Source organism: Pectinatus frisingensis, assembly GCF_015732285.1.
In the GTDB taxonomy this organism is placed as follows: domain Bacteria; phylum Bacillota; class Negativicutes; order Selenomonadales; family Selenomonadaceae; genus Pectinatus; species Pectinatus frisingensis.
In genome coordinates this window covers 1-14,457 of record NZ_WIQU01000064.1, presented here as the reverse complement: position 1 = coordinate 14,457, position 14,457 = coordinate 1, and the positions used below count along the sequence as shown (strand labels likewise).

General features: G+C 37.3%; 16 protein-coding genes and 1 riboswitch. Of the genes, 8 read left to right on the top strand and 8 right to left on the bottom strand.

The window, feature by feature from the left end; all coding sequences use genetic code 11:
• Nucleotides 1-40: 40 nt before the first annotated feature.
• Entirely contained in the window at nt 41-901 is an 861-nt protein-coding gene (locus tag I6751_RS11700) for an RluA family pseudouridine synthase (protein WP_196590007.1), read from the bottom strand.
• The gene (locus tag I6751_RS11695) at nt 898-1,131 is read right to left on the bottom strand and encodes an AtpZ/AtpI family protein (protein ID WP_196590008.1); all 234 of its coding nucleotides are present in this window, start codon (nt 1,129-1,131) and stop codon (nt 898-900) included. The genes I6751_RS11700 and I6751_RS11695 overlap by 4 nt, the downstream gene beginning before the upstream one ends.
• A gap of 128 nt (nt 1,132-1,259) precedes the next feature.
• Here I6751_RS11695 and I6751_RS11690 point away from each other — a divergent pair, with 128 nt between their 5' ends.
• Nucleotides 1,260-1,724: a hypothetical protein gene (locus I6751_RS11690; RefSeq protein ID WP_196590009.1), complete on the top strand. Its 465-nt coding sequence runs from the start codon at nt 1,260-1,262 to the stop codon at nt 1,722-1,724.
• A gap of 98 nt (nt 1,725-1,822) precedes the next feature.
• Here the strand turns inward: I6751_RS11690 and larC are convergent, their stop codons facing one another.
• Complete coding sequence (larC, locus tag I6751_RS11685) at nt 1,823-3,007, bottom strand: nickel pincer cofactor biosynthesis protein LarC (protein WP_182187572.1); 1,185 nt, start codon at nt 3,005-3,007, stop codon at nt 1,823-1,825.
• A gap of 25 nt (nt 3,008-3,032) precedes the next feature.
• Entirely contained in the window at nt 3,033-3,626 is a 594-nt protein-coding gene (locus tag I6751_RS11680) for a DedA family protein (RefSeq protein WP_182187573.1), read from the bottom strand.
• Nucleotides 3,627-3,924: 298 nt separating this feature from the next.
• Between I6751_RS11680 and I6751_RS11675 the strand changes: the two genes are divergently transcribed.
• The 6 genes from I6751_RS11675 (at nt 3,925) to I6751_RS11650 (ending at nt 9,697) form a co-directional block, all read left to right on the top strand.
• Nucleotides 3,925-4,371, top strand: a complete 447-nt coding sequence (locus tag I6751_RS11675; protein ID WP_231035411.1) for a hypothetical protein — start codon at nt 3,925-3,927, stop codon at nt 4,369-4,371.
• A gap of 66 nt (nt 4,372-4,437) precedes the next feature.
• Nucleotides 4,438-4,622, top strand: a riboswitch (cobalamin riboswitch).
• Between the two features lie 262 nt (nt 4,623-4,884).
• Nucleotides 4,885-5,880 carry a sirohydrochlorin cobaltochelatase gene (locus tag I6751_RS11670; RefSeq protein WP_196590010.1) on the top strand — a complete coding sequence of 332 codons (996 nt, stop codon included), beginning with the start codon at nt 4,885-4,887 and terminating at the stop codon, nt 5,878-5,880.
• Between the two features lie 194 nt (nt 5,881-6,074).
• A complete protein-coding gene (gene cobI, locus I6751_RS11665; protein ID WP_182187575.1) occupies nt 6,075-6,773 on the top strand; it encodes a precorrin-2 C(20)-methyltransferase in 699 nt (232 codons plus the stop codon).
• Between the two features lie 12 nt (nt 6,774-6,785).
• Complete coding sequence (locus I6751_RS11660; protein ID WP_196590011.1) at nt 6,786-7,745, top strand: ABC transporter substrate-binding protein; 960 nt, start codon at nt 6,786-6,788, stop codon at nt 7,743-7,745.
• A 174-nt stretch (nt 7,746-7,919) separates the two neighbouring features.
• On the top strand, nt 7,920-8,906 hold the full coding sequence (locus I6751_RS11655) for a FecCD family ABC transporter permease (protein ID WP_182187577.1): 987 nt from the start codon (nt 7,920-7,922) through the stop codon (nt 8,904-8,906).
• A complete protein-coding gene (locus I6751_RS11650) occupies nt 8,906-9,697 on the top strand; it encodes an ABC transporter ATP-binding protein (RefSeq protein WP_196590012.1) in 792 nt (263 codons plus the stop codon). Before I6751_RS11655 ends, I6751_RS11650 begins: the two co-directional genes overlap by 1 nt.
• Before the next feature lie 49 nt (nt 9,698-9,746).
• Here the strand turns inward: I6751_RS11650 and I6751_RS11645 are convergent, their stop codons facing one another.
• Together I6751_RS11645 and I6751_RS11640 are read right to left on the bottom strand one after the other, a co-directional pair.
• On the bottom strand, nt 9,747-10,220 hold the full coding sequence (locus I6751_RS11645; RefSeq protein ID WP_229711386.1) for an acyl-CoA thioesterase: 474 nt from the start codon (nt 10,218-10,220) through the stop codon (nt 9,747-9,749).
• 202 nt (nt 10,221-10,422) lie between these two features.
• Nucleotides 10,423-11,058, bottom strand: coding sequence for an HAD family hydrolase (locus I6751_RS11640; RefSeq protein WP_196590013.1), 636 nt, complete (start codon nt 11,056-11,058; stop codon nt 10,423-10,425).
• 121 nt (nt 11,059-11,179) lie between these two features.
• On the opposite strand from I6751_RS11640, the gene I6751_RS11635 reads away from it, so the two are divergent.
• A complete protein-coding gene (locus tag I6751_RS11635; RefSeq protein ID WP_182187580.1) occupies nt 11,180-12,436 on the top strand; it encodes an Nramp family divalent metal transporter in 1,257 nt (418 codons plus the stop codon).
• 207 nt (nt 12,437-12,643) lie between these two features.
• On the opposite strand, the gene I6751_RS11630 is transcribed toward I6751_RS11635, so the two are convergent.
• Together I6751_RS11630 and ybaK are read right to left on the bottom strand one after the other, a co-directional pair.
• Nucleotides 12,644-13,723 (bottom strand): DUF805 domain-containing protein, encoded by a 1,080-nt coding sequence (locus I6751_RS11630; protein WP_182187581.1) that lies wholly within the window; start codon nt 13,721-13,723, stop codon nt 12,644-12,646.
• A 38-nt stretch (nt 13,724-13,761) separates the two neighbouring features.
• A complete protein-coding gene (gene ybaK, locus I6751_RS11625) occupies nt 13,762-14,232 on the bottom strand; it encodes a Cys-tRNA(Pro) deacylase (RefSeq protein WP_196590014.1) in 471 nt (156 codons plus the stop codon).
• Nucleotides 14,233-14,457: the final 225 nt, after the last annotated feature.

Sequence of the window (14,457 nt, the reverse complement as noted above, 5' to 3'; positions counted from 1 at the left end):
GTGAGCAGTTTTTTAAAGTGAACACTGCTTTAAGATTTGGTTATGATAAAGCAGCCATGTCAGATGGTAAAGGTATTGATATATCAATTCTTTTGTTTTCAATGGGATGTTTGAAGATTACTCTATAAGCGTGTAATGCCTGACGTTTTATAAGCTCGCGGCTGCCACCGTATAGATCATCACCTAAAAGCGGATGGCCTATAGCTGCCATATGGACGCGTATTTGATGGGTACGGCCAGTGTAAAGTTTTAATTGTATATGTGAATACAGCCTGCCCTGTCGTATTACCCGGTAATGCGTCAGGGCAGGCTGTCCATCATTTCGGACCATACGTTCGATTATACTGGTTGGTTTTCTTCCAATTGACAGGGCAATCATTGCTTCCTTGGGACTGGGACAGCCTGTGACTATGGCATGATAAAAACGTTGGATTTTGTCATGTGAAGTAGTGAGACTGTACTGTATTTGCGGTTGTTTGGCAATGATGACCAGACCAGTGGTATTGCGATCAAGACGATATACCGGATGACAACCGACCTGTTGACCGCTGTGTATATAATAGTTAGCGACGATGTTTACTAGTGTGTCGTGAATAGTTTTATGGGTAGGGTGAATTATTTGTTGACATGGTTTATTGATGATGAGCAGCCAATCATCTTCGTAAACAATATCGAGAGGTTTATCGCAAGGAATGATTTTGGATTTTGCTGCCAATTCATAACTTATAATATCTCCGCCCGTTACTGTTGCACTAGCGGCTCGAACCGGTTGACTATTTATAAAAAGCTGTCCCTGCCATTTTATTTTTTTCCATAAATTAGTAGAAACTTTTCCATGCGCTGCAAGGAAATATCGGGCTTTTTGTCGTTCATGTCCATTGGGTACAGTAAATTTTATCATAAATTATCTTTCTTTATAATTTGGTAAATACTTATAAGAGCAATTATAAAACCCAATAATGTGCCTAAACAGGTGAAAATTGGCTTGGTTGAAAATAATATATCAATTCTATAACCGATAAAAGAAAATATGCCAATAATAATAACAAAGGTTATTCCCAAGCTGCCGACCTGCCCAAATATTTGCAGAGAATTTTTTTCCTTTGGATCGCCATTAATTTTTTTATTCATAATTATCACCGGATATATTTTAGCATACATAATGGATATATGATATAATTGAAATATATATTTAGTGGCAAGGGCTTTTGGTAAATAGACTGGGCCATCGTCATTGATTGGAAAGGGGCAGACGATGAATGACTAAGCGGATAATGATTTTCACCTTAGTATTATGTGTATTATTTTCTACGATTGTTTTGGCGCAGGCAGAAATTGAAGATACTCAGGATAACTGGGTACCGATTGAACTGGGTAAGGGCAATGATGATGTGTTTTATTTTGATAAGACATCGCTGCATTATGATGTTGATAAAAATGGTAAGGTAAATAAAAATATAATCAATTATAGGGAAAAAAAGGTGAATAGAAATTCCGCTACTTTGGATGAGGGATTTTACAGTATTACTGATTGTAAAATAGATTTGGTAAATCAGGCATTGCTGCTTGGTAAGCAGACTTTTTATAAAAGCAATGGTGAAAAACGCTGGAGTGAGACACCGGCATATCTCGTATGGTATTCTGTGCAGCCGGGAACCATGGGGGGAACACGTTACGCGGCAGTTGCTGCGTATGCGGCTGATCATAGTGATCAAATAAAGTAAAAACTTTATATAGTGCCTATAAATAGTTATGCCTCTTAAAAGCGGATTTAAAATCTGACTTTAAGAGGCATATTTCTAATTATGATACAAATATAAGTTTATTTGCGATTGTCGGCCAGATAGTAAGCAATCCGCAAGGCTTCGTGCTGTACTTCTCTGATGGGAACATTTTTCTTTTTGGCTAAAGCGCGGCAATCCTCATATTCAGCGGAAATATTGCTTATTTTTCCGTTATAGTAAGCTATTTTGCAATGAATCTGACCATAAGCCGTGGAGACAAGTTTGATTTTTCGATTTAAAGCAGCTCGTTTTATTTTACTTATGCGTAGTCCCAATGTCGTGCTTTCACGAAAAATGATTTCGCTGGCAGCCGTATAATTTTTTTGTGCGGTTAAGACGGAAAACATCTGACCGGGACGATTCTTTTTCATGATAATCGGCGTTATCCAAACATCGAGAACACCGGCTTTAAATAGACGTTCCGAAATGTAATTGAAAACTTGCGGATTCATATCATCCACATTAGTTTCTAAGAGCAGTAAATCTTCGACAGCAGGATTACTATCAAATTCTTTTAAGTACAAACGCAGTACATTAGGCTGTGACAGATCCCAACTGCCGGCGCCATAAGCTATTTTGTCATAAGAAAAATCATCATAAGAAGATTTTTCCTGAGCCAGTGTTTTTAAAACAGCGGCCCCGGTTGGTGTAACCAGTTCCTTTTCTGCCAGACCATTTTTTATCGTGAAGTTTTTTAATAGCTCGGCAGTGGCCGGAGCCGGTATTGGCATTTGTCCATGGGCACAGTCGACAAAACCTTTACCGGTATAAATATTGCTGACAAAAATATTTTTGACATTAAAATATTCAAGACAAATTGCAATTCCGGCAATATCAATTATGGCATCAACAGCACCAATTTCGTGAAAATGGATTTCCTCTATTGATGTTCCATGGATTTTAGCTTCAGCTTCAGCAAGATTGTGAAAAATTTCCATACTGGTATGTTGGATGTCTTGGCTTAAACCTGAATTGGTAAAAATTGTTTGTATATCCGATAGGGTACGTATATGTAACTGTGGTGTATTTAATGTTACATTAAAATAGGTAGCTGTTATCCCCTTTTTATTGGTCGGTTTCATAATAAGTGAATATTCATCAGGAGAAATAATTTTTTCCAACTGATTTTTTAAATAATCATAAGGTAAGCCGGCATCAAGAAAGGCACCAATGAGCATATTGCCGCTTATGCCCGAAAAACAATCAAGATATATCGTTTTCATCGAATCACTCCATGCAATAAATTATTTATCTTCTTTTATGGCGAATATAAAGGCCAATAACAATTAAAGCAATGATTATACATATTGCTATGCTGAATTCATGCCCGACTGACAGCATCTTCTGCCAATTGTCACCCAGCATTTTTCCAATATAGACGATTAGGATGGTCCACGGTAAAGAACCAGCAAAAGTAAAAATAATGAATTTTTTTATATTTACACCGGCAAAACCGGCGGGCAGTGAAATAAAAGTACGTACTACAGGAAACATCCTGCTGAAGAAAACAGCTTTGACTCCGTACTTATCGAACCAATTTTGGGCGATATCAATATGACGCTTTTTCATGAAAAAATATTTACCATATTTATTGATAAAGGGGCGTCCACCTAAAAAACCAATATAATATGTCAGTATAGAACCGGTCATGCCGCCGATTATACCTGCGATAACAGCTTCGCTGAAATCCATTTTACCTATAGATATCAGGTAGCCGGCAAAACCTAAAATCAATTCGCTGGGAATAGGAATACAGGCATTTTCTAACGCCATGAGCAAAGCTATTGCAATATATCCCCAAGTGGAAATAAATTCTAAAAACAAGGCAGAGTATTGTTCCATTTTAACAGTTCCTTTTAGTTTAAGTTATGGGATTTTGTTTAAACAATAAGATTACAGACACTGCTGAATATTAGTAAAAAATAAAAATCACTTCACAAATAGAATTCAATTAATTTTAAATCTATATTAGCAATTATACAATATTTTGTGCTTTACCTCTAGCGGTGGATTTAAAATATAGAAAAAGTAGCAGCTAAGATGCATTTAAATTTTATAATAACTGTAAGTGTAAATATTAACAGCCACTGCGTCCGTGGTATAATATTTAGTAAATATTTTACAAATAGGAGGATTGGCTATGCATTTGAAAAAAATGGCAGTAGTCGCAGTCGTTTGCCTTACGATATTAACAGCAACGGTAAGGACTACACAGGCATTTAATTTTGGCAGCATATTGGGTGATGCGCTTAAAGTTGGCGGTATATCCATATTGGTAGACAAGTTTTCTATACCATTGAATTCAGCAATAAATAATTTGCTCGGACAACATGGAATGGGGACCTCGTATGCTACAAAAGTAGTGCCGATAATTTCAATAGGTAACGGTTCTTATGTGGGAGCTGCGCAAGTTACCGGACCGCAGGAGGCAATCGATAGGACCCAGGCGGTATTGCTGATTGAGGGCAGTTTTAGTGACGAACGATTTAGACTAAAAGGACTTATTCCCGTAAATGCAAAAAGTATCAGCAATGTTTCCCGTGTACAGGGAGTTGGAGTTTCAGCGCAGATTGATGTGAAGATATAATAGTAAAAATATCTGATATAATTATTGACAATAGACGTGATTAATTGTATTATAAGTAACGATAAAATTAATATCAGTGAAACAGGTGTCCATACGGACTTAATGGAGAAGTTGGTTTAAGCCAACGCGGTCCCGCCACTGTAATGAGGAGCAATTCTGTAATATGTCACTGTGACAGTTTAAGCTGCATGGGAAGGCACAGAAACGTGATGATTCAAAGCCAGGAGAACTGCCTGTTTGTCGATCACCGTAACACAGTAATGATTTATATCCATAAGGCAGACTTATTGTTTGCACTTAGGATAAGCTGCCTATATGGTTTTACTGTGTTTTTACCCACGAGCGATGGGAAGGTGGTATTTTCGGACATACTCGATACGATCTTGTCTGATGATACCCTTCATTGCATCTTGTTGAAGGGTTTTATTTTGCAAAATTATATTTTGCCCGGATAGATGACAAACACTGAATAGGTTTATTGTAATTAACAAAAATTTAGGAGGGCTTTGTCAAATGAAAATCAGTTGGAAAAAAATGTTGGTCGCTTCAATGGCATGTGCGACATTAACAGGTTTTATGACTACTTCTTATGCCAGTTATAAATTAAATCCTGAGGTTATGGATGCGACACCGGCATTGAAACAGGCAGCTGAAATTGGGCTTCGTACTTATAATAATCCACAGATGGCCAATGTACAGAATAAAGATGCAATTTTAGTTATGAGTTTTGGTACTACTTTTAAGGATTCACGTGAAAAAACTATAGAAAAAACTGTCCAGGAAATCCAGGCAGCGCATCCTGACACGAAAGTTATTCTGTCATTTACATCGCATATTATCATTGATAGAATAAAAGCTAAGGAAGGCATCACAATTCCTACGCCGGAAGATGCCCTAAAGGATTTGAAAGCACAAGGGTATACTCGTGTGGCTATCGCATCACTTGATGTTATTCCGGGGATGGAATATGCTTATGATTCGGCAGTATTTGATTTGTATAAAAAAGATTTCAAAAAAATGACGCTCGGCACATCGGCTATGTATTGGATGGGACAGGAAAATCAGCGCGATGATATCAATGAATTTTTAAAGGCCTTTTCTACGCAATTCCCTAAAGTAGGCAAGGATGAAGCTATATTGGTTATGGCTCATGGAACACCGGATCCAAGTAATGCCTATTATGCGGTAATACAAGATCGCATTGATTCACTGAAATTGAAAAATGTTTATCTTTATACAGTGGAAGGCTGGCCAAATCTTGAAACTATAATTCCTCAGCTGAAACAAAAGGGTATCAAAAAGGTAACATTGATGCCAATGATGATGGTAGCAGGGGATCATGCTAATAATGATATGGCTGGCGCAGAACCGCAGTCACATAAATCAATTCTTGAAAAAGCAGGTTTTAAAGTCGATACATATATCCATGGCCTTGGTGAAAATGCAGCTGTTCGTAATATCTTTGTGGAACGTGCCAACGAAGCATGGAATGCTTTGGAAGCAAAATAATTTACTATTTGCATATAATCTTATCCGGCAGGCTACTTGCCTGCTGGATAAGATTCTTTAATTTATCAATAATTTATTCAATACCATGCTGACAATATGCGGGAAGACTATCAAAATTTTGCTTTTAGTGGTAAAGGTATTGTATAATCTAAAATTGTATGTGAAAAATTAATTGATTTTGAGGAGAATATTTAATGACTGGTATTTTTTATGGTATAGGCGTTGGTCCGGGTGACCCTGAATTATTGACGATGAAGGCAATTAAGACATTGGAAAAAGTAGATGTGATTATTGCCCCTAAAACAGAAAAAAAAGATGGTAGTGTTGCCTTGTCCATAGCTAAACCGTATTTAAAATCAACTGTCAATATTGTATATCAGGTTTTCCCAATGATAGCACATTTTGAAGAATCACCGCAGAGTTGGCAAAAAAATAAGGAAGAAATTTTAGCTTTATTAAACCAAGGTAAGAATGTAGCATTTTTGACATTAGGGGATCCGATGTTTTACAGCACATATATTTATGTGTACCGACTGTTGAAAACGGAGCAAATAGTGATTGAAACGATTCCCGGCGTACCGGCTTTTTGTGCGATAGCCGGCAGGCTGGAATATCCATTGGTAGAAGGAAATGATATAATAAGTATCATTCCGGCTACGGCAAAGCCAGAAAAAATTGCAAAAACGCTGGCCGCGTCAGATAATGTTGTAATTATGAAAGTTTATAAAAATTTTGATCAAATAGTATCAATTTTGAAAGATAATGGATTGGTAGATAATGCTGTTATGGTAAGTCGCTGCGGATTACCGGATGAAGCATGTATAGATGATATTGAACAAGTGAAGAAGGTTCCCAATTATTTATCAACAATTTTGACACGCCGAAATAAATAGGGAGTTTTTTATATGATAAAAAGAAATTTTTGTTTTTATCTGTTGTTTTGTTTGTTGTTGGCGGCTGCATTTACCGGATGCGGTGGACAGTCAGCAGATCAAAAGACGACGTCCTATTTGACAATCAATGACGACGCCGGCAGGACAGTTACACTCGCTAATAAGCCGGAACGTATTGTAGCATTATCGACTTCTTTTCTGGAACCGCTGCATGATGTAGATGCCGCTGTGGTGGGCTGTCCGGATTCGAAAATGGGGATACCTGATTATTATAAGGATATAGATAAGGTCGGTGCTGTTTATAATATCAATATAGAAAAAGTGGTCGCATTGAAACCGGATTTAGTAATAGCAATGAAAGGGATGAATGACAAATTTGTTCCTATGCTTGAAGGTAATAATATTCCGGTTATTGTGCTTGATATGAAAAGCTATGATCAGGTTAAACACTGTTTGGAGCTTTTTTCTCAGATAACGGGTGAACAAGAAAAAGGGACGACGCTTATTAATGAAATGGATAAAAAAATCGCTGCCGTGAAGGATAAACTACCGAAAGAAACCAGGCGTGTGGCAATATTGCATAGTACAGCTCAGGATGTAACTGTGCAGCTAGATGACTCCATAGCGGGATCGGTGGCTAAAATGCTTGGTTTTGTTAATGTAGCGGCTGATGCCAAGCCATTGGAAAATAATCCGGATTCAGCGCCGTATAGTTTAGAAGTATTGGTTAAATCAGATCCAGATGCTATATTTGTCACCAGCATGGGGGATATGTCAACAATAAAAAAATCTATGCAGGATAATGTTGAAAATAATTCAGCATGGCAGACATTAAGGGCGGTAAGGGAAAACCATGTATATTTTCTGCCGCAGAAATTATTTTTATTAAATCCCGGGATCCATTATCCACAAGCAGTGGAAGTAATGGCAAAGGAACTTTATCCTAATCTGTTTTCTAAAGCGGATCAATAAATATCTGGGAAAACGCGGGGTTGTCGCACCTGACAATTTTCATTCATAAATATATATCACTCTTTTTGTCCGTCTTTAGAGGGACAGGGGCATGCAGCAGTGGCGGGGTGCATATTTGTGAAGTTAATGCTGTTCATGCGACAGCCCCCAATTTTATATAATATAAGGTGCAATATGGAAAACACACATAATAATAAATGGCGGATGGTTATTTTGCTGGGATTATTATTTCTGCTCATTGCAAGTTTTGGGATAAGCCTGTCGCAAGGGGCAGTACATATAACACCAAAAGAAATATGGCAGATTTTTTCTGGCGGGACCGGGGCAAATAGTCAGATCATGTTAAATATAAGGTTACCACGGACGATATTAACGGTGCTTGTAGGTATGAATCTTGCTGTGTCAGGAGCTATTTTGCAGGCGATAATGAGAAACCCATTGGCAGATCCGCATATAATCGGCATTTCGTCAGGGGCAGGGATTGCAGGGATTTTTATTATAATAATATTGCCACAATATAGTTTTTTAATACCACCGGCTGCCTTTATCGGAGCTATGCTGGCAGCCTTGTGTATTTATGTATTAGCCTGGAAAAATGGTATAAAACCATTACGGGTGATTTTAGCCGGGGTGGCGGTATCCTCTTTTATTGGAGCAGGGATATCAGCACTGCTTATTTTATACAGTGATAAAGTCCACGGAGCCTTAATGTGGATGGTAGGGGGATTTGCAGCCCGATCATGGAGTCATGTGGAATTGATATTGCCGTATACAATTGCCGGATTATTGCTGGGGTTATTATTTACACGCCATTTAAATGTTTTACAGCTTGGTGATGAAATAGCTAAGGGTTTAGGAATGAATGTTGAATTTATCAGAATATTATTGACGGCTATTGCGGCTTTGCTGGCGGCCAGTGCTGTTTCGGTAGCGGGGTTGCTGGGATTTGTCGGCTTGATTATTCCTCATACGGTAAGATTGCTGATCGGGAGTGATTATAGATTCCTATTACCGGGATCAATCCTTTTGGGAGGTTCTGTGGTGACCTTAAGTGATACATTTGCCAGATGTGCATTCGCTCCATTGGAATTGCCGGTAGGAATATTCATGGCGGTGCTGGGGGCACCGTTTTTCCTTTTCCTGTTGAGGAGGGAGTTATAATGGCAATATTGGCTGCGCAAAATATTCATATTGAATTTCAGGATAAAACAATATTGGATAATATAAATGTGTTATTTCCTGAAAATAAGATAACAGCTATTTTGGGACCTAATGGCTGCGGCAAATCAACACTTTTGCGGATAATAGCCGGCCTGCAGCATCATTATAAGGGGGAAGTGCTATTAAACAATAAGAATTTGACTGAATTTTCATCTAAAAGTATAGCCAGAAAAATAGCTGTTTTACCGCAATCTATAAGTGTGCCTGCCGATATGACTGTTGAACAAGTCGTAGCCTATGGCAGATTTCCTTACCGCAGTGTGTTTCACGGTAATAGGCAGGAAGACAAAATGGTCATTGCATGGGCTATGGAACAAGCTGATATAATTAATTTGAAAGGACGCCAATTGACAACTTTGTCAGGAGGTGAACGCCAGCGAGCCTGGATTGCTATGGCATTATGTCAGCAACCAGAGATATTGCTGCTGGATGAACCGACTACATATCTTGATATTGCTCATCAATTAGAGATAATGCAGATAATAGCTATGCTTAATGAGAAACAGAACATGACGGTAGTGATGGTGCTGCATGATATCAATCATGCGCGTCTTTATGCTGATAATGTTGTAGTTATGAAACAATGTGGTATTTTTGCCCAGGGAAAGCCGAAACAGATACTTTCTCCTGAATTGTTGGAGCAGGTTTTTAATGTGAAGGCATTTGTTTATAGCAATACGGATACAGCTGTTGCTGATATAGTATTTCCGGTTGGACTGATGGACAAATAAAAACTATCCGGTGGAGTTATTTACCGGATAGTTTTTATTTATTTATCTGTCAATCATTATTTTGTTTTTGATTTTTACGTTTTACCTTATATGATTCATAACGGGCCTTACCAGCTTCAAAAGCGAGCTGTTCTTCGTCAGTATTTATTTCTAAAGGCGGAATTTGCGCTGGTTTTGAATTCCTGTCCAGGGCAACCATGGTGAAAAATGCAGACAATGCAGGGACTGGAGGCATATGGGAACGTAAATCTTCAACTTGGACATCAACATATACTTCAATGGATGTTTTGCCGGTAAAAACTATTCTGGCAGAACAAATTACCAAATCACCGACCTTTATTGGCTGGTGAAACTGCAGCTCGTCAACACGGGCTGTAACTACATTGGTTCTGGCATAGCGGCGAGTGACAGCATAAGCGCATGAATCCATCATTTTCATTATTTCGCCGCCATGGATGTTTCCCTCGACATTAGCCTGGCTGGGCATCATTATTTCTGATATAATCAAATCTTTTTCTTGCAAAATATAACACCTCTTCTATTCATATCTATAAAAGATTGAGTATGGATTAAACTGGACTGAAATAATCATTAAGTGAGTAGGTAATATTCTTGGAGTAAACTGCTCATTAATAAATAGCCAAGCATAGATTATATTTTACAATGTTTCGGATTGATGTCAAGGAGAAAATGGTTATTAAACAATATTCATTGTTCTAAACCTATCAACAAAGCTCGGCTAATGAGTGGAAAATATTTTTATGAGGATATTTATTAAATTCGTCGGCTTGGGTTTCACCGGTTAAAACAGCAGAAAAATCAACCTTGGCATTGAATGCGGTCTGAGCATCAGTAAGACTGTCACCGATATACAAAGTGGTGGATGAATCTGTGTGCAATGCTTCTATAGCCTGCCAGATTGGTTCGGGTGCCGGTTTTGGTTTTTTTGCATTTTCTGTACCAATTATAACATCAATAGTATCTGTAATTTTTTCCTGGTGCAGTGTTTCTAAAATACGATGGCGTGTTTTATTGGAAACAATGCCAATCAGACAGTGCTGTTGTTTTAGTTTTTTCATGGCGGGGATAGTTTCAGAATATAAAAAGGTGTTTTTAGTCATGTATTTATCAGCTAAAATGCTATAGCGCTTCTGCAATAATTTTATGGTATTTGCAGCAGTTTCCCCGGTTAGAATAGATATAGCCTGTGGCATAAAAAGGCCGATAGTACGTTTTATTTCAGCAGGTTTTTTCCCCGGATAGCCATTTTGTGCTAATAATTTTTCAAAGCATAGCACTATTCCTTTTGATGAGTCGGCTAAAGTATAATCAAAGTCAAAAAGATATGTTTTATATAGCATGATGGTAAACTCCTTAATTATATTATATTTCATTTCTTCGTGAGGATTTTTATTTGAATGATTAATTTGGTATACTTTAAAGATGGATTATTCCATATATGGGTTAAGAAGGGGTAAATTAATGAACATACGTAAATATTTTGAGACAGAGATAACACGTAAAAGTGCCCGTGATTTTTTGCGATATATAGGACCGGGCATATTGATTACGGTTGGCTTTATTGACCCGGGAAATTGGGCTTCAAATTTGGCGGCAGGTTCGCAGTATGGCTATGATTTATTATGGATGGTCACTTTATCGACAATAATGCTGATAGTATTACAACATAATGCGGCTCACTTGGGGATAGCGAGTGGATTGTGCATATCGGAAGCGGCGGCACTTTATCTGCCTAAATATGTATCGGGGTTTTTATTGCTGTCAGCAATGGCGGCTGCTGTGTCGACAGCATTGGCAGAGATACTCGGAGGGGCTATAGCTTTACAGCTATTGTTTAATATACCTTTAATGTATGGTTCAATTTTGATGGCAGTATTTTGTGGATTTTTGTTGAAATCAAATTCGTATAATAAGATGGAAAAGATAATTATTGGGTTTGTTTCACTGATTGGATTGTCTTTTCTGGTAGAGCTGTATATTGTACCGATTGAGTGGGGCAAAGCGGCAGTCGGTTGGATTTATCCAGCAATTCCACATGGCTCACTAGTCGTTATAATGAGTGTGCTGGGGGCAGTGGTAATGCCGCATAATCTTTTTTTACATTCGGAGATAATTCAAAGTCGGCAATGGAATCTTGAAAATGAAAAAGTTATTGAGCGACAATTAAAATATGAATTTCTGGATACTATTTTTTCTATGGGGATAGGCTGGGCGATAAACAGTGCCATGATATTAATAGCTGCAAGTGTATTTTTTACTAATAATGTTATAGTTGATGATTTAGCACAGGCTGTTAACATTTTAGATCCGCTGCTGGGTCCTTATGCGGCAATATTATTTGCAGTGGCGCTATTGTTTTCCGGATTGTCATCTACAACTACTGCCGGAATGGCTGGCGGCAGCATTTATGCAGGAATTTTTAGGGAATCGTATGATGTAAAAGATCGTCATTCGTGGCATGGCGTTTTGATAACATATGGTTTGGCAGTGCTCATATTATTTTTTGTTAAGCAGCCTTTTGATGGATTGATTTATTCACAAATGGCTTTAAGTATTCAATTACCATTTACGATATTTTTGCAGATATATTTGACATCTTCAGATAAAATAATGGGGAAATACGCCAATTCAGTAAAACAGCGGATAATGCTTTGGTCTATAGGTATAATAGTAACTATATTAAATGTTATGCTGTTAGTTGAAATGTTTGGATTTTAGGAAAAATAAAATGCAGCTATGTTATATTGTAATGCAGAAGCAGCAAGCTTATATCATGGATGTATAAAATTGATATAAGTTATCAACAGTTTTATACACAAGTTGTGCATAACTGTTGATAACTTATATACTTTAAATAAAGAACATAAGTGATAAAGACTATTTAAAGAAAGAAACTATTATTACCGAAAACACCTTAAAATATTTTTAATTATTGATTTCCGGACTTATTTGTGCAATAGGATCTTTTCCATAGGTATTATCATTAGGTGAACCTTTTATAAAAAGCAAATAAAGATTCACGGCGCTAATCCATAAAATTGTAAGAATAATGAAAATGAATTCTAATTCATTGGAGCCAATAATAGAATTATTTACAGAAAAAGAAGGTATGCCGCATAGTAGTGCATAATAGGGCAACTCGGTAAGAAGCAGATAAAAACCGCTGCGGTCAAGATCATGCCAGCGGCGTATTTTCCAGAAGGCTGGAATTATTACGGCGAGTATTGTGATAAAAGATATGATTGAAATTATCAGTAATATAAAAAAGCATGAACTTATGCTGAAAGATAAGTCGGATATGGCAGTAATCGCTGTAGCAGCGAAACCGAGACCGATTAGAAATACAGTCAGTATGCTTAAAACCAGAAAACTAAATAGGTATAAACTTATAAAACCGATGTTTCTAAAAAAATAACGCTGTCGGTTTAAACGGCCACGCCAAGAAAATACTTGTTCGAATAGTGATGCAGAATATGATGTATTTATTGGTTCTTCTACATAAAAACATGGACCGGCGTATAAGGCGTTATTACTTAAGGAAGCTGTAGGCGGGCCATAATGATTATCAGCAGGGCTGCCTTTTTTAATGCATAAATAAAGAAAAAAACAGAGGTTGATACCTGGCACGGCATATAAGCATAGATATTTATATGACTTATTGAGATCGTATAGACGTCCTATAGTCAGGATAAGTGAAAATGCTGATAAAACAACGCTCCAGGAAATAAGACTGCTGAAATAGCTGGATAGAATCAATCCCAGGCTGATGGATAATCGTGTTGGCAGAGGAACAAGTGCAGCTAAAGCAGTATCAGTAACAGCATTGCCAGAAGTAATAGGGATGAGTGGTGAAGGTAGATAAAACAAGGAAAATAGTATAGAAAAAATTGATAAAACGAAACCAATGACCAGTAAAAATATGTGAGCCATGAGGAATCGTCTGCGATTGAGACGATATTGCATCGATAAATAAATATGGACAGCATCTATAATAAATTTTTTCAAAAAGACAGTCTCCCTTCAAATGGACCGGCATATCAGGTTTATTTTGTAAGACGGGCTGTTTTTGCATTCACTGCTGCTATTAAATCAGCAGGAGCAAGTAGTAATTGTTCGCCCCTGGTACCAGCGCTTACAGCTATTTGTTGCAAAGTAAGGGCACTGCTGTCAAGGTATACCGGATAAGTTCTTTTAGTACCTAACGGAGAACAACCGCCGCGGATGTAACCGGTAAGTGATTGTATTTCTTTCATATGCACCATTTCTACACGTTTATTTCCGCTGATGACAGCTAATTTTTTTAAATCCAATTCATCATCGCCAGGAATACATGCCATCAATATACCATTTTTATCACCACGGGCAACAAGCGTTTTAAAAATCATTTTTATATTCATTCCGACTTCAGAGGCAACATGAATTGCGCTTAAATCATTAAGGTCGACCTTATATGGTTTTATTTCATAAGTTATTTTTAAATTGTCCAATATACGGGCGGCGTTAGTTTTTTTCATTTTTTTATTAACCCTTTCTTAAAGATAATAATTAACGGTGATGGTACAGTAATATTATAACTTAATTTTAAATAGATAACCAGAATTACAACAGCTGCTATCATGAGGAGGAAAATTAAATAGTAAATATAATATATGAATGCTGGGGATATTCAAGACTGTTGATAATAACGAATGAGATTCGGGTTAAAAGATCAGCTGAAAATAAATATTAAAATATTGCAT

What these genes read in the sequence shown, in the direction of transcription:
- I6751_RS11670 (WP_196590010.1), top strand. Translation starts at nt 4,885, where the DNA reads ATGAAAATCAGTTGGAAAAAAATGTTGGTCGCTTCAATGGCATGTGCG.
- I6751_RS11700 (WP_196590007.1), bottom strand. Translation starts at nt 901, where the DNA reads ATGATAAAATTTACTGTACCCAATGGACATGAACGACAAAAAGCCCGA.
- I6751_RS11635 (WP_182187580.1), top strand. Translation starts at nt 11,180, where the DNA reads ATGAACATACGTAAATATTTTGAGACAGAGATAACACGTAAAAGTGCC.
- I6751_RS11655 (WP_182187577.1), top strand. Translation starts at nt 7,920, where the DNA reads ATGGAAAACACACATAATAATAAATGGCGGATGGTTATTTTGCTGGGA.
- ybaK (WP_196590014.1), bottom strand. Translation starts at nt 14,232, where the DNA reads ATGAAAAAAACTAACGCCGCCCGTATATTGGACAATTTAAAAATAACT.
- I6751_RS11660 (WP_196590011.1), top strand. Translation starts at nt 6,786, where the DNA reads ATGATAAAAAGAAATTTTTGTTTTTATCTGTTGTTTTGTTTGTTGTTG.
- I6751_RS11690 (WP_196590009.1), top strand. Translation starts at nt 1,260, where the DNA reads ATGACTAAGCGGATAATGATTTTCACCTTAGTATTATGTGTATTATTT.
- I6751_RS11695 (WP_196590008.1), bottom strand. Translation starts at nt 1,131, where the DNA reads ATGAATAAAAAAATTAATGGCGATCCAAAGGAAAAAAATTCTCTGCAA.
- I6751_RS11675 (WP_231035411.1), top strand. Translation starts at nt 3,925, where the DNA reads ATGCATTTGAAAAAAATGGCAGTAGTCGCAGTCGTTTGCCTTACGATA.
- larC (WP_182187572.1), bottom strand. Translation starts at nt 3,007, where the DNA reads ATGAAAACGATATATCTTGATTGTTTTTCGGGCATAAGCGGCAATATG.
- cobI (WP_182187575.1), top strand. Translation starts at nt 6,075, where the DNA reads ATGACTGGTATTTTTTATGGTATAGGCGTTGGTCCGGGTGACCCTGAA.
- I6751_RS11680 (WP_182187573.1), bottom strand. Translation starts at nt 3,626, where the DNA reads ATGGAACAATACTCTGCCTTGTTTTTAGAATTTATTTCCACTTGGGGA.
- I6751_RS11640 (WP_196590013.1), bottom strand. Translation starts at nt 11,058, where the DNA reads ATGCTATATAAAACATATCTTTTTGACTTTGATTATACTTTAGCCGAC.
- I6751_RS11650 (WP_196590012.1), top strand. Translation starts at nt 8,906, where the DNA reads ATGGCAATATTGGCTGCGCAAAATATTCATATTGAATTTCAGGATAAA.